This is a genomic window from Peptoniphilus sp. oral taxon 386 str. F0131, assembly GCF_000090945.1.
In the GTDB taxonomy this organism is placed as follows: Bacteria; Bacillota; Clostridia; order Tissierellales; family Peptoniphilaceae; genus Anaerosphaera; species Anaerosphaera mikwangii.
Genome location: NZ_GL349422.1, coordinates 1,186,768 through 1,202,200, shown reverse-complemented (window position 1 = coordinate 1,202,200; position 15,433 = coordinate 1,186,768). Strand labels below are relative to the sequence as shown.

Genomic DNA, 15,433 nt, shown 5'->3' with positions numbered 1-15,433 from the left:
CTATTTTTTAGATTTTCAGTTCTGTAATTTGAATTTGTAGATTTTGAAGATTTTTTCTTTTTAGTAGATTTTGACTTTTTACCATTGTCGTCACTATTGGTATTATTGTCATTATCTTCATCTTCATCTTCTTCATACCAAAATAATTTATTTGTATAATGAGGTTTTGTATTTTCTACAAAATATTCTGATCTATCCGCTCCCGGGACATATTTTCTTATTACATTATCAGGTTGAACAAATTCTTTATTTTCCAAATCGGCATGTATCGGTTTCATAATCCCTCTCCAAAGAGCAGCAGCTACATTAGATGAAAAATGTAAACTTTCATGTCTGTCGTTTCCGATGAATACACTACATAAATAGTATGGAGTATATCCGACAAACCAAACTTCTTTTTGTTGATTAGTAGTACCTGTTTTTCCGGCTATATGCATTCTTGAAAAGTTTGCACTGGTACCTGTACCGGATTTTACTACATCTTCTAAGATATTTGTAATTATAAAGGCATTTCCTTCGGATAAAACCTGTTCACCTTCATGCTTATTTTCATAAATAATTTCGCCGTTTGTAGATAAAATTTTATCTACGAATGTCGGCTTTTGATATACACCTTCATTTGCAAGAGTGGAGTATGCTCCTGCCATTTCAAGAGGAGATATTCCGTGAGTCATACCCCCGAGTGCAAGTGCAGAAAAGTTTGCATCATCAGGCATAACGGGTGCATCTTTATTTTCATCAGGAAGATTTTCATCTGTAGTTTTTGTATTTCCAAAATTTTTAGGCCATACTAAACTTGTTACTCCAATACTCTCTAAATTTTCTTTAATTAATTCTACGGCTTTCGGTTCATTGACAGCCTTTGAATAAACAGAATTTTTATTTGCATTGGATTCATAGTCACATCCGATATCTCTTGCTACCAAGTATGCGCCGACATTTGATGAACGTTTCAAAAGTGTTCTTATAGTAGTCCAACCAATATAAGAATTTCCGTTATTTCTTGGACGCCATCCCTTAAACTGACTACTCGGTAATGTTTCGTCAAGATATACATCTCCTGCAGTAGCACCATATTTAAATGCCGTCATATAAACGGAAATAGGTTTTATACTTGAACCCGGCGATCTTGGTGTAGTAGCTCTGTTTAAATTTGAACCGCCTGAAATATTTCTTCCGCCTATCAGAGCTTTAACCTGTCCTGTATGCGGGTCAGTTAAAACTGCAGCAACCTGTGGCTGAGGTATTCCGTTATCATCAATCCAGGCATTAGGGAAATATGAATTATTGGAAACTGTTTCTTCCATACTTTTTTGCAAATCTAAGTTCATAGAACTATATATTTTAAGTCCACCTGCATATAATTTTTTATTTGCATCTTCTTCTGAATATCCAAGAGATTTTAAAATTGAAACTGTTTCTTTTTTCACTTCATCTACATAGAATGAAGAGACACCTTTTTCTTCTCTGTTACCGATGTCAATATTTATAGGAGCATTTATAGCTTCATCATGTTGAGCTTGATCAATATAACCTTGTTTTAACATAAGTTTTAAAATAAGCTCCTGACGTTCTTTTGATACAGGATTAAATATTGCTTTCATCGGTCGCATAATACTTCTTTCAATTTGATTCAAATCAAAGCTGTCTATTTTACCAAGTTCGGCTAATCTTTTTCCTATTTGAATTGTTTCTTCAGAATTTATCGTATCTTTTGGTGTGGGAATTAATACTATTTCTAAATTTTCTAAATCATCTTCAAGTGTTACATCAATTCTATTATACGGCGAATATTTTTCAGGTCTGTTTGTAATTCCCGCAACAAGAGCACATTCTGCAAGATTGAGTTCTGATACATCTTTGTTAAAAAAAGTTTTTGCGGCAGCTTGAACTCCGACTGTACCTTTTGAGAATCCTGCAGAGTTTAAATAAGCTTCTAATATCTGATCTTTAGTAAGTACGCTTTCAAGCTCATAAGCATAGAATATATCAGTTAATTTTCTTTCAAAACTCTTTTGATAATCAGTGTATAGGTTTTTGGCAAGTTGCATTGTGATTGTGGAACCGCCCTGAACAATTTTGTGTGCTTTTAGATTTGCTACAGTTGCACCGATAACTCTCTTAAAGTCAACTGCACCATGACTATAAAACCTTTCATCTTCAATAGCAAGTACCGCTTTTTGTAAGTTAATCGGAATTTTGTCTATATTTACATATTCTGAAAATTCATTTAATACTAATGTCTGTATTAACTGTTCTTTATCATCATATACTCTTGAGGTTTCATTAATTACTGTTCTATAATTTTCAGGATCAATTTTTGGAGCCCTTTTAATTACAGAAAGGACATAACTTCCGGTAAATGTAGCGGCAGTAACTAATGCCATCAAAATTAAAATAAAAAGTATTTTAACGAAACTTGAAAATCCGGAGGACTTTCTTTTTCGTTTTTGTGTCTTTTTCATCAAGTAACCTCCTTAATTAAATTTAATTATAACAGATTTTACGGAAAATTACATATTTATAAAAATTAATAATAAAAATTTATTAAAATTGATATAATGTCTATTGAGGTGATAATATGCCAAATGTAAGCGAGTTGTTTTCAAAACTTAAAAATGAAGAAATAAAGTACTTTTTGGATAAAAGTAAAGCTATCATAGAAAAATTGAATAAAGGAGATGAAATTTTCAGGCAAGAGCAAGAAGTAAAATATTTGTTTATATTAAAAAAAGGTTCAGTTGTTGTAGAAAATATCGATGTGAACGGTAAACGCTCAATAGTAAATATTTTTAACAAAGAAGGTACTGTTTTTGGTGAGGTATATTTATATATTGATAAAAATAGCTATGACTATAATTGTTTTGCCAATGAAAGCACTGAGATAATAAAAATACCCAAAGAAGCTTTTTTCTTATCTGAAAATTCAGACGATATAAGTAAAAAAATTTTAAATAATATGCTTATTATACTTTCAAATAAAGCATATTATCTGAATCAAAAACTTTTAATATTTAATTCGATTTCACTTAGACAGAAAATTTCAAAATACCTTCTGCAAAATTCAAATAAGGATAATTTTTTTAAAATGGTACTTAAAAGAGAAGAATTGGCACATTTTTTGGGAGCAACAAGACCGTCTGTATCAAGAGAGCTTATGAATATGCAAAAAGATGGATTAATTGAAATAGATAGAGATATTATAAAATTTGATAGAAAAGAACTTGAAAAATTTTTATGATAAATGTAGAGGAATAGGTTTTTTAGTTTTATTGGATAATATTATAAAAATATTTGAAAATGTTTGACCGGTATTGTATAATTTGAGTATAAAAAGAAATAGGAGGATATTTATGAAGAAAAGAAATTCATTAATTGCACTTATTTTAGTATTTGCACTTGCACTTGTCGGATGTGGACAAAAAAGCAACGCACCTGCTAACAATAAGGCAGAAAACAACAAGGCTGAAGAAACTTCAGAAGCTAAAAGTGACATTGTAGTAGGATTTGTAACAGACGAAGGCGGAATCAACGACCAATCATTTAACCAAGGAGTTTGGGAAGGTGTTGAAAAAGCAAAAGAAGATTTTGGAATCGCTAGTAAGTTTAAAGAATCAAAAGATTCAAATGAATATATGCCTAACTTTGAAACTTTACTTGATGAAGGTGCAAACCTAATCGTTGGTGCAGGTTTTAAAATGGGAGATGTTGTTATTGAAACAGCAAAGAACAATCCTGATGTAAAATTTGCAATTGTTGATGTGGATCCAACTGTAGGATATGATAAAGACGGTAACATGGTAGACGTTGAAGCTCCTGCAAATTTATTAGGAATTATGTTCAAGGCGCAAGAACCATCTTTCTTAGTTGGATATATTGCAGGACATACTACTGAATCTAATGTCGTAGGTTTCGTTGGCGGACAAGAATCTGTTTTAATCGGTGCTTTTGAATACGGTTTTACAGCAGGTGTTAAATATGCAGCTAATGAACTTGGAAAAGAAATTGAAGTTAAGAGCCAATATGCAGGAAACTTTACAGATGCTCAAAAAGGTAAGGCAATAGCTAACCAAATGTTTGAACAAGGTGCAGATGTAATATTCCATGCAGCAGGCGGAGTAGGCGACGGAGTTATTAAATCAGCTGAAGAACACGGAAAATGGGCTATCGGTGTAGATAGAGACCAATTAGAAGTTGCTCCTAATAATGTATTAACATCAGCTATGAAAAATGCTAATGTAGCAGTTTATAATGTTATTAAAGAATTAGTTGAAGAAGGAAAATTTGAAGGTGGAAGAACTATAGAATTAGGTCTTAAAGATGCAGGTGCTGTAGGTATTGCTCCAACTTCAGATAAACATGTAGCTAAAGAAGTTCTTGACAAAGTTGAAGAAATTAAGAACAAGATTGTAGCAGAAGAAATTGTAGTTCCACATGATGCTGAAACTTACGATGCTTTTGTTAAGGCACTATAATTATTGATTAAAAGAGCTTACAAGTTACTCTTGTAGGCTCTTTTTTTGTATGTATTTATCCTAAAATTTATAGTATAATAGTAATAATAAAGGAGGGTAATGTAAGTGGATAATATGCAAAAGGAAAATCTTGCAGTTGAAATGCGGAATATAACTAAAAAATTTGGTGATTTCGTTGCAAATGATAATATTAACCTTGATATTAGAAGGGGAGAAATCCACGCTCTACTTGGTGAAAACGGAGCAGGTAAGAGTACGTTGATGAATATTCTATACGGATTGTATGCTCAAACTGAAGGAGATATTTACATTAATGGGAAAAAGACAATAATAAGTGATCCTAATGCTGCAATAAAAAATGGACTTGGGATGGTCCATCAACATTTTATGCTTGTTGAACCTTTTACTGTTGTGGAAAATATTATACTTGGGATGGAACCGGTTAAAGGTATAAGCTTGGATTTAAAGACTGCCAGAAAAAATGTAGTGGAAATATCAGAAAAATATGGATTGAAAATTAATCCTGATGAAAAAATAGAAAACATATCTGTTGGAATGCAACAGAGAGTAGAGATACTTAAGGCATTATATCGTGGTGCAGACATACTTATTTTTGATGAACCTACGGCAGTATTAACGCCGCAAGAAATTGATGAACTTATAAATATTATAAAAAATTTAGCAAAGAAAAATAAAACCATTATAATAATTACTCATAAACTTAAAGAAATAAAAGCTATGGCAGATAGATGTACTATCATAAGAAGAGGAAAGAAAATTGATACAGTAGATGTATGCAATGTAAGTGAATCTGAACTTGCAGATATGATGGTTGGACGTCAGGTTGAGTTAAAAGTTGATAAAAAAGAGCAAGAGCCGGGCGATGTAATTCTAAAAGTGGAAAATTTAGTTGTAAAAGATATTAGAAATATAAACAAGGTAGATGGTTTAAACCTTGAATTAAAATCCGGAGAAATACTTGGAATAGCAGGTGTAGACGGTAATGGACAAAGTGAACTTTTAGAGGCTCTTACAGGACTTAAGACCATTGAATCCGGAAAAATATTTTTAAATGGAAAAGATATCACAAATAAAACACCTAAGGAAATACAAAATAGCGGAATGCATAATATTCCGGAAGACAGACAAAAAAGAGGATTAGTATTAGACTTTAACATTGCGGAAAATTTAATACTTGAAAATTATTATAAAGAAAAATTTTCTAAAAAAGGAATCTTAAAAGAAAAAGAAATAGAAGCTTTTGCACAAGAGCTTGTTGAAAAATTTGATGTAAGACCAACAGATATAAAATATATTGCAGGATCACTGTCAGGCGGAAATCAACAAAAGGTAATTATTGCAAGAGAAATTACAAATGATCCGGATGTTTTAATAGCGGCCCAACCTACAAGAGGACTTGATGTCGGGGCTATTGAATATGTTCACAAGTATTTGGTTGAACAGAGAAATAAAGGCAAGGCCGTACTTTTAATATCATTTGAACTTGATGAAGTATTTGCATTATCAGATAGAATATCTGTAATTTATGATGGAAAAATTTCTAAAACACTTAAAAGAACTGAAACCGACGAGAGAGAAGTAGGTCTTTTAATGGCGGGAGGTGGAATAGTTGAAGAATAAGAGTAGATTTTTTTATACAGTAGTTTCAATTATTCTTGGATTGATATTCGGTTCTATAATATTGATGATTAACAAAATTAATCCGCTTGCAGCATATAAGGTTATAATATTGGGAGCTGTAGGAAAACCGAGTTATATTTCATGGACTATAATAAATGCTGTTCCTATAATTCTTACTGGAGTTTCAGTAGCATTTGCATTTAAAACAGGATTATTTAATATAGGTGCTGAAGGACAGTATATCGTGGGTTCAATAGGAGCTTTATTGGTAGGGTATTTCTTTAAATTGCCGCCGGTTATTCATCCGATTTTTGCACTTATGGGAGGAGCGCTTTTCGGAGGACTATGGGGATCGGTAGTCGGATATTTAAAGAGTAGATTTTCAGTTAATGAGGTTATTTCATCGATAATGATGAATTGGATAGGTTTTTATTTAAGTAATTATATGTTGGGAATTTCTATTTTGAGAAAACCTTCATCAGATACTACATTTTCAATTCTTCCAACCGCAAACATTGAATTTTTAAAAAGCTGGAAAACTTCAGAGGCGGGAATTGCATTTTTGCAAAATCATAAAATGTTAAAACAATTTTTACGTCCTCCAATCAATTGGGGAATGGTTGTTGCAATAATTGTGGCATTTGTAATTTGGTATATTTTAAAGAAGACAACTTTAGGATATCAATTAAGGGCGGTAGGATTTAATAAATACGCTGCAGAATATGGAGGAATTAATATCAAGAGAAATCAGGTTATATCAATGACGATTTCCGGTATGATTTCAGGACTTGCAGGAGCAATAACAGTTCTTGGAGTTTCTCAAAATATAAGTATGATGGCAGCTCAGCAAGGTTATGGCTTTAATGGTATGGCTGTTGCATTAATAGCGGGGAATAATCCGCTTGCTTGTATTCCGGCGGGCTTATTATTTGCAGGACTTAACTATGGCGGCGGTAAGCTGAATGCAGCATTAAATACTCACTCGGAAGTCATAAGTATAGTAATAGGTATAATAACATTCTTTATAGCTATGCCTAAACTGTTAGATTTAATTAGTTTAATAATTCCAAAGAAGGAGGGCAAAAAACATGAATAGTATTTTTGGTATTATAAGTACTACTTTATTATATTCTGCTCCTCTTATATATGCTGCATTAGGTGGTATAATAAGCGAAAATGGTGGGGTTGTAAATATAGGGATTGAAGGTATGATGACAATAGGAGCGTTGATAGGTGCTACTGTAGGTTATTTTAGCGGAAATCCATGGCTTGCATTTTTATGCGGAGGACTTGCCGGGATGGCACTTGCTTTACTTCATGCAATAGCAACGGTTAATTTTGCAGCAGATCATGTTGTATCAGGTATTGCAATTAATTTAATAGGTCCGGGACTTGCGTTATTCTTATCGAGAATTTTCTTTGAAGGTGCAGCAATGACAAAATCAATTCCTTTTGAAAATCAATTACCACAAGTATTTAATGGAGTTTTTACTAAGGAATTGATAGAAGCATATCCTTGGATGAGATATATGAAAATGGTATTTCAACAATATATTGTAGTATATATTGCGTTTGCATTGGTGTTTGTTGTTTGGTATTTATTGTATAAGACTAAACTCGGACTTAGAATAAGAGCTGTTGGAGAGCATCCTCAAGCTGCAGAAACTTTGGGTGTAGATGCATATAAAATAAAATATATATGTGTTCTTGCATCAGGATTTTTAGCAGGACTTGGAGGAGCAAGTATGAGTCTTGCAGTTGTATCAAATTACAGACAAACACTTATTTCAGGACAGGGATTTATTGCTCTTGCAGCAGTTATATTTGGAGGATGGAAGCCTCAAGGAGCATTTGCCGCATGTTTATTATTTGGAGCGGCGCAAGGCCTTTCTGTAACTCTTGGAAATATAGGTATAAAAATAGATTCTAATTTACTTTCAATGTTGCCGTATATAATTACACTTTTAGTTTTAATTATATTTGTTAAGGGATCAAATGCACCATCAGCTGATGGTAAACCATTTGAAAGAGATAAATAATAAAATGTATCTTCGGATACATTTTTTATTTGTGCAAAATTAAATATATATGGTAAGATAATTTGTAAGATAAATAATTAAAAGATGGTGATATAGATGAATATAAATTGGTATCCGGGGCATATGAAAAAAACCATAGAGGATATTGAGGCTAAAACAAAACTTGTAGATTTTTATATAGAAATAATAGATTCGAGAATTCCTATATCCAGTAGAAATCCTCTTTTAAATAAAGTCCTTTCAAATAAAAAGGGACTTTTAGTTTTAAATAAATCTGATCTTTCAGAAGAATCTCAAAATAGAAAATGGGCTGAGAAATTAAGTACGGATAACAAAAAAGCGATATTATATAGTGCCGCAAAACCCAATGTTAATAAAATAATAAATGAATCAATGAATTTGATGGCTGCTGAAATAGAAAAAAGTAAAGAAAAGGGAATAAATATGGGACCGCTTCGCGCTATGATAGTTGGTATTCCAAATTCAGGCAAGTCTACATTTATAAATGGAATTTCAAAGAGAAAATCTGCAAAAACAGGAAATAGACCCGGAGTTACAAAAACTAATCAATGGATAAAATTAAATCCAAAAATACATTTGTTAGATACTCCAGGTGTATTATGGCCGAAATTTGAGGATCAAAATATTGCGCTTAATCTTGCATTTACAGGAGCAATTAAAGATGAAATAATGGATACGGAAACACTTTGTTTAAAGCTTATTGAAAGACTTTTAGGTTTGGATAGCTCCATTTTGGAAGACAGATATAAAGTAACTACAGCTGAAAAAACACCTGTTGAGATAATGGAAGCTATAGGTATGATTAGAGGAGCAAAATTAAGAGGTAATGAAATAGATTATACTAAAGTATCCAATTTGATATTAGATGAATTTAGAAAAGGTGTATTAGGAAGAATAACATTGGAGAGAGCATAACATGGTAGAAAATTTTGAAGGAGAATATTCCTCTAGAGGATATAAGTATATAGTAGGCATAGATGAAGTTGGAAGAGGAGCGCTATTTGGAGATGTAGTTACATGTGCAATAATAATGCCGCTTGACAGCAGAATTGAAGGGATTACAGATTCTAAAAAGCTATCTGAAAAGAAAAGGGAAAAATATTTTGATGAAATTTTAGAAGAGGCGGTTGCAGTTGGAATAGGCAGAATGGACTGTAAGACTATTGATGAGGTAAATATAAAAAACGCAACTCACTATGCGATGTTAAATGCAATTGAAAATTTAAAAGACAAGGACGGAAATTATATAAAACCGGATTTATTGCTTATAGATGCAGAAAAGATAGACACAGATATTGAACAAGTTTCCATAATAAAGGGAGATGAAAAGTGCTATACAATTTCATGTGCATCTATTATAGCTAAAGTATATAGAGATAGATTATGTAAGGAGTGGGCGCTATCTTATCCAGAATACGGATTAGAAAAACACAAAGGATATGGAACTAAGCAACATAGAGAGGCGATAAAAGAACATGGACCTTCTCCTATGCATAGACTTTCATTTATTAAGAATAGGGGAGAATGGTAATGAATAATAGAAATTTAGGCGCTATCGGTGAAAGTATAGCTACTAAATTTTTGGAAGATAAGGGCTATAAAATATTAGATAAAAATTACAGAGCTTTAGGAACAGAAATAGATATTGTAGCTTTAGACGGAGACATTTTAGTTTTTATAGAAGTTAAAAGTAGAAGTTCTAAAAAATTCGGGAATGCTTTTGAGGCTGTAAATGGATTTAAAATTCAAAATATTATAAGAACTTCTATGAGTTATATAGTTTCTAAGCAATTAGATTCATTTCAAGTTAGATATGATGTTGTGGAATATTACATAAATGAAAATTATATTAACCACATAGAAAATGCTTTTGAGGTAGTATAGAGAGGTGTCATATGTATTCATGTGTAAAAACTTGCTCTTTGCAAGGGCTTAGTGGAGATGTCATAGAGGCTCAAGCTGATATAACTAATGGATTACCTAAATTTACAATAGTTGGATTGCCGGATACTGCAATAAAAGAATCGGGTGAAAGAGTTAGAAGCGGAATAAAAAATAGCGGATTTGAATTTCCGCTTAAGAGAATTACAATAAATCTTGCTCCCGCAAATTTGAAAAAAGATGGTTCACAGATGGATTTTGCTATAGCAATGGCAGTACTTGTAGCAACATCACAAGTAAGAGAAATAAAGAATGAATTTGTGTTTTTGGGAGAGCTTTCATTAGACGGGCAATTGAATGAAATAACAGGAGCTCTTCCAATGATAATTTCCTTGAGAGAAAAAGGCTATAAAAATTTTATAATACCGAATTCAAATAAAAAAGAGTGTTCACTTATAACGGATGTAAATATTTTTCCTGTTAAGAATTTAAGAGAAGCTGTTGATTTTTTAAACGGAGAAATTGAGATTCAAAGATACAGTGAAGAATTTTACATTAAAGATTCAGAATATGAGATAGATTTTTCTGATATGAAGGGACAGGGATTTTTAAAGAGAGCTCTTGAGGTATCGGCAGCAGGAAGACACAATATATTATTGGTAGGAGTTCCGGGGAGTGGAAAATCGATGGCTGCAAAACGATTTCCTACAATATTACCTAAACTTAGCTTTGATGAAGCGATAGAAGTTACAAAAATTTATAGTATATCAGGATTGTTGAAAGAAAATAAATTAATAGCAAATCCTCCATTTAGAGCTCCACATCATACATCATCTGCAATATCATTAATAGGCGGAGGAAGAATACCGAAACCGGGAGAAATATCCCTGGCACATAATGGTGTACTATTTTTAGATGAGTTGCCGGAATTTCCAAAGTATGTACTTGAAGTTTTAAGACAGCCTTTAGAGGATAAGACAATAAACATTGCAAGAGTAAACGCAAGTTTGTCGTATCCCGCAAAATTTATTTTAATAGCGGCCATGAATCCATGTCCTTGTGGATTTAACGGTTCGAATGATCATGAGTGTACTTGCAGTGTATCTGAAATAAACAGGTATTTATCTAAAATTTCACATCCGCTTTTGGATAGAATAGATATTCATGTTGAGGTTAGTGCAGTAAAATATTCGGATCTTTCAAAAGACATAAAGGAGGAAAGTTCATCTGAAATTAGGAAGAGAGTTGAACTTGCGAGAAATATTCAGATTGAAAGATTTAAAGATTCAAATATTTTATCTAATTCGGATATAAGAGAAAATCAAATATCAAAATATTGTAAACTTTCTGATAAGTGTAGGAATGTAATGGATATTGCATTTAAGAAATATAAATTTTCAGCAAGGACATATAATAAAATTTTAAAAGTTGCAAGAACTATTGCAGATCTTGAGGGGAACACTGAAATATGTGTTGAAAATTTACTTGAAGCTATAAGATACAGAAGCTTAGACTCAAAATATTGGAGTTAATTATGAATTATAGAGAATTTTTAATATATTTAAATGCTATTGGACTGGATAACAGTCAGATAATAAAGATAGAAGAGTTTATAATTTCAGAAAAAATAGATTATAGGAATTTTTTGGATGCAAATTTTGTGAAAAGTGTATCTAAAAATTTTAGTAAGCAGCTCATTGGAAAGCTTATAAATTATAAACCTGAATTACTTGAAAAATTATATGACTATACTATTAAAAATGACATATCTATATTTACATCAGAAGATATTTTTTATCCTAAAAATTTATTAAATATAATTGATTATCCAAGGGTTTTATACGTGAAGGGAAATTTAACGGATGGCGATAATAATTCAATTGCCATAGTAGGAGCAAGAAACAATTCTGATTATGGAAGATGTGTTGTAGATTATATAGTAGACTTGCTTTCCGACTATGAAATATCAATAGTAAGCGGACTTGCCTATGGAATAGATGGACTTGCACACAAAAGGGCATTAAAAAATAACATGAAGACCATTGCTGTACTTGGAAGCGGTGTTGATGTTATATATCCTATAAAAAATAAAAAGCTATATTATGACATTGTCGAAAATGGTGCGGTAGTCAGTGAATATCCGCCTACATCTTCTCCTATAGCCTATAGGTTTCCGCTCAGAAATAGAATAATATCAGGACTTTCGCTTGGAGTTATAGTTGTTGAGGCAAAAGCAAAGAGCGGTTCATTAATCACAGCAAGACTTGCGGCGGAACAGGGGAGAGAAGTTTTTGCAGTTCCGGGAAATATAAATTCACAGTATAGTGAAGGAACAAATCTTTTAATAAGAGACGGGGCAAAAATATTTACTTCAATAGATGACTTATTAGATTTAATTCCACAAATAAAATCAAAAAATACAGGCATAAAAAATGTAGATTTGGATTTGGGAGAAGATGAAAATAGAGTTTTGAATGAAATAAAAAACGGAATAACAGATATAAATTTAATCAGTATAAATATTGGAGAAGATATTTCATATGTAAGCAGTATTCTTACTGTACTTGAACTTAAAGATATCATAATAATAAGTGGAAATAATATTTTATTAAATATTAAGTGAGAATTAAATCTAACACAATGTAATAAATAAAAATACCTATAAATGTTAAAATTAGATATTTATAGGTATTTTTATTTATTTGTAACATATTATTGGAGTTATTTTTGATGTTTTTACAAATAAATAAGATATATTAATTTAAAATATGTTATAATTATTTTCAAAGGAGGTCGCAATGAAAAAAATAATTTTTGATATGAGTCCTTTAGGAAATTTTTCTCCATCTTGCAAAGCATATTATACATATTACAATGAGAAATTCAGCAGAAAGATTTTTTTCTATACAAGATGCGATGACGGAACATATTTGAGGGTTGATGAACTTGAAAATGAGGAGGAGCTTAAAAACAGGATTATAACTTTTAAAGATTTAGGACAAAGAGTTTGTGAGATACCGTTTAATGATGATATACGAGTTCCACCGATTGATGAAAGTTTTGAAGATGATGATATATTAAAAAGAATAGTTGAAAGACTTGGAGATAAAGCCAGTTGGAAAAATTCTGAGCTTAGACTTATTGAAGTGGAAGATGAATTTTAATTTAAAAAAGCTGATTTTGATTATAGTTTCAAAATCAGCTTTTCTATTCTATTTTTTGAACTTTCTTTAACTGTAAATTTTAAATTATCTATTGTTATAGTTTCTCCTTTTTTAGGGAATCTATCTATTTTTTCTATTATATATCCTGCAATAGAGTCTATTTCATCAGATTCTAAATTAAGTCCAAGGATGTGGTTTAATTCATCAATATTCATTGCACCATCTATTAAATATTCTTTAGGAGAAATTTTTATTATATCTTCATCTTCGTCCTCATCATATTCGTCTGATATTGAACCTACTATTTTTTCAACTAAATCTTCAAGTGTAATCATGCCTTCCGTTCCACCGTATTCATCATTTATGATGGCAACGGAAACTTTTTTATGGCGCATTTCATTAAATAAAGGACCGACAGGTTTATACTCATAAGTATAAAACGGCGGTTTTAGAATATCTAAATGATCTTTTAAAATCATATCATTCGGTAACAGTAATAAATCTTTGACATGTAAAATTCCTATTATGTCGTCTAAATCTTCATTATATACAGGCATTCTTGAAAATGCTTCTTCATTTACAATTTTTACTATATCTTCATAGCTATCATTTACATTAACAGCAATTATATCTGTTCTTGGGGTCATAATATCTTTTGCATAGCTGTCTCTGAAATCCATTACATTTTCTATTATAATAGATTCACTTTTATTTAAAAGCCCTTCTTCCATTCCGAGTGAAACTGCATCTATCAGATCATCTTCCGTGATAAGTGGTTCTTTATAATTTATGTCTCCACCGCTTAATTTAATTAATATTTTAGATTTTATTTCTATAAGATAACTTAACGGTTTTAAGACAGATGTTGCTATAAATAAAAAGTATGCCTTTTTTTGAACTACTTTTTCATATTTTTGTATTCCAAGAGACTTAGGAACATTTTCTCCTATAATAATTATTATTAAGGGGGAGATTATACAAGCTATTATAAGTCCTTTAATTTCATATAAAGAATATAAAAACAAGCATAATGATATTGCCACCATACTATTTGAAGAATAATCTCCGATTAATATTGCCGAAAATATATTATTGTCATCATATAATTTTTTTATCAATTCAATATTTTTAAGTTTTTTTTCTTCAAGTTTTTTTATTTTTATGTTTGAAAGATTTTGATATGCATTTTCTATTAATGTAAATTCAAATGATAAAAATAAAAATATTATAAATAACGCTAAATATAAGTAATGAAAAAAGTCCATAATTCACCTCAATTCAAATTATATATGTACTGCTTAGCTTTGTCAAAATAATATGAAATATTATATTTAAAAATTGCACTGAATAATAAAAAAAATATTTATATGAGTTAGGTATTTGTGTTATAATCTAACTATATTAAATCATAGTGATTTTGTAGGAATTAATAGGGTATAATAAATTAAGTAAAGTATATAAATATTAGGAGGAAAATAATGTATAGGGAATTACTTAGAATAGAAAATCTTTCTGCAGGAATAGAAGAGAAAGAGATTCTTCACAATATAAATTTGAATATTAATTACGGAGAAGTTCATGTGATAATGGGACCTAACGGTTCAGGAAAGTCTACTCTTGCAAATGTAATAATGAATAATCCGGAGTATGTAGTAAATAGTGGAGATATATTTTTAGAAGGAGAAAATATATCTGAACTTTCAACCGATAAGAGAGCAAGAAAGGGGCTTTTTATGAGTTTTCAAACGCCTATGGAAGTATCGGGAGTTAGTGTTGAAAATTTTATCAGAACTGCAAAATCTACAATAGAAGATAAAAATATTTCAATACTTAAATTTAAAAAGGAACTGCAAGATGAGATGGATAAACTTTCTATGGATCATTCTTATGCAGATAGATATTTAAATCAAGGATTTTCAGGCGGAGAAATGAAAAAAAATGAAATACTTCAAATGATTATGCTAAATCCCAAGCTTGCAATACTTGATGAAACGGATTCAGGACTTGATGTAGATGCAATAAGAACAGTTTCTGAAAGCATTTCAAGATTTTTAAATGAAAATAATTCAGTTTTAATAATCACACATCATAGACAATTGATTAAGAGTATAAAACCTGACTATGTTCATATTATGTTAAATGGTAAATTGGTAAAAACAGGTGATATAAGTTTTGTTGATAAAATTGAAAATGAAGGTTTTAGCTGGATTAG

14 protein-coding genes are annotated in these 15,433 nt (G+C 30.9%); 12 read left to right on the top strand and 2 right to left on the bottom strand.

Annotation, left to right across the window (positions count from 1 at the left end; genetic code table 11):
• The coding region (locus HMPREF0629_RS05745; protein ID WP_050747996.1) for a transglycosylase domain-containing protein at window positions 1-2,465 on the bottom strand (2,465 nt) is incomplete at its 3' end.
• A 116-nt stretch (window positions 2,466-2,581) separates the two neighbouring features.
• Here HMPREF0629_RS05745 and HMPREF0629_RS05740 point away from each other — a divergent pair.
• The 11 genes from HMPREF0629_RS05740 (at window position 2,582) to HMPREF0629_RS05690 (ending at window position 13,221) form a co-directional block, all read left to right on the top strand.
• Window positions 2,582-3,241, top strand: a complete 660-nt coding sequence (locus HMPREF0629_RS05740) for a Crp/Fnr family transcriptional regulator (RefSeq protein ID WP_009222401.1) — start codon at window positions 2,582-2,584, stop codon at window positions 3,239-3,241.
• Window positions 3,242-3,353: 112 nt separating this feature from the next.
• Entirely contained in the window at window positions 3,354-4,475 is a 1,122-nt protein-coding gene (locus HMPREF0629_RS05735; RefSeq protein WP_009222400.1) for a BMP family protein, read from the top strand.
• 114 nt (window positions 4,476-4,589) lie between these two features.
• Window positions 4,590-6,116 carry an ABC transporter ATP-binding protein gene (locus HMPREF0629_RS05730; protein WP_036729706.1) on the top strand — a complete coding sequence of 509 codons (1,527 nt, stop codon included), beginning with the start codon at window positions 4,590-4,592 and terminating at the stop codon, window positions 6,114-6,116.
• Window positions 6,106-7,212 (top strand): ABC transporter permease, encoded by a 1,107-nt coding sequence (locus HMPREF0629_RS05725; protein WP_009222398.1) that lies wholly within the window; start codon window positions 6,106-6,108, stop codon window positions 7,210-7,212. Before HMPREF0629_RS05730 ends, HMPREF0629_RS05725 begins: the two co-directional genes overlap by 11 nt.
• Entirely contained in the window at window positions 7,205-8,155 is a 951-nt protein-coding gene (locus tag HMPREF0629_RS05720; RefSeq protein WP_009222397.1) for an ABC transporter permease, read from the top strand. The genes HMPREF0629_RS05725 and HMPREF0629_RS05720 overlap by 8 nt, the downstream gene beginning before the upstream one ends.
• 96 nt (window positions 8,156-8,251) lie before the next feature.
• Window positions 8,252-9,091: a ribosome biogenesis GTPase YlqF gene (ylqF, locus tag HMPREF0629_RS05715; RefSeq protein WP_009222396.1), complete on the top strand. Its 840-nt coding sequence runs from the start codon at window positions 8,252-8,254 to the stop codon at window positions 9,089-9,091.
• A gap of 1 nt (window position 9,092) precedes the next feature.
• Complete coding sequence (locus HMPREF0629_RS05710) at window positions 9,093-9,707, top strand: ribonuclease HII (RefSeq protein ID WP_036728441.1); 615 nt, start codon at window positions 9,093-9,095, stop codon at window positions 9,705-9,707.
• Window positions 9,707-10,060 (top strand): YraN family protein, encoded by a 354-nt coding sequence (locus HMPREF0629_RS05705; RefSeq protein ID WP_141553398.1) that lies wholly within the window; start codon window positions 9,707-9,709, stop codon window positions 10,058-10,060. The genes HMPREF0629_RS05710 and HMPREF0629_RS05705 overlap by 1 nt, the downstream gene beginning before the upstream one ends.
• 11 nt (window positions 10,061-10,071) lie before the next feature.
• Entirely contained in the window at window positions 10,072-11,589 is a 1,518-nt protein-coding gene (locus tag HMPREF0629_RS05700; RefSeq protein WP_009222395.1) for a YifB family Mg chelatase-like AAA ATPase, read from the top strand.
• A gap of 2 nt (window positions 11,590-11,591) precedes the next feature.
• Complete coding sequence (dprA, locus tag HMPREF0629_RS05695; RefSeq protein WP_009222394.1) at window positions 11,592-12,680, top strand: DNA-processing protein DprA; 1,089 nt, start codon at window positions 11,592-11,594, stop codon at window positions 12,678-12,680.
• 175 nt (window positions 12,681-12,855) lie between these two features.
• Window positions 12,856-13,221 carry a hypothetical protein gene (locus HMPREF0629_RS05690; protein ID WP_009222393.1) on the top strand — a complete coding sequence of 122 codons (366 nt, stop codon included), beginning with the start codon at window positions 12,856-12,858 and terminating at the stop codon, window positions 13,219-13,221.
• Between the two features lie 20 nt (window positions 13,222-13,241).
• On the opposite strand, the gene HMPREF0629_RS05685 is transcribed toward HMPREF0629_RS05690, so the two are convergent.
• The gene (locus HMPREF0629_RS05685; RefSeq protein WP_009222392.1) at window positions 13,242-14,486 is read right to left on the bottom strand and encodes a hemolysin family protein; all 1,245 of its coding nucleotides are present in this window, start codon (window positions 14,484-14,486) and stop codon (window positions 13,242-13,244) included.
• 213 nt (window positions 14,487-14,699) lie between these two features.
• On the opposite strand from HMPREF0629_RS05685, the gene sufC reads away from it, so the two are divergent.
• Window positions 14,700-15,433: Fe-S cluster assembly ATPase SufC (gene sufC, locus HMPREF0629_RS05680; RefSeq protein ID WP_009222391.1), on the top strand; the 734-nt coding region annotated here is incomplete at its 3' end.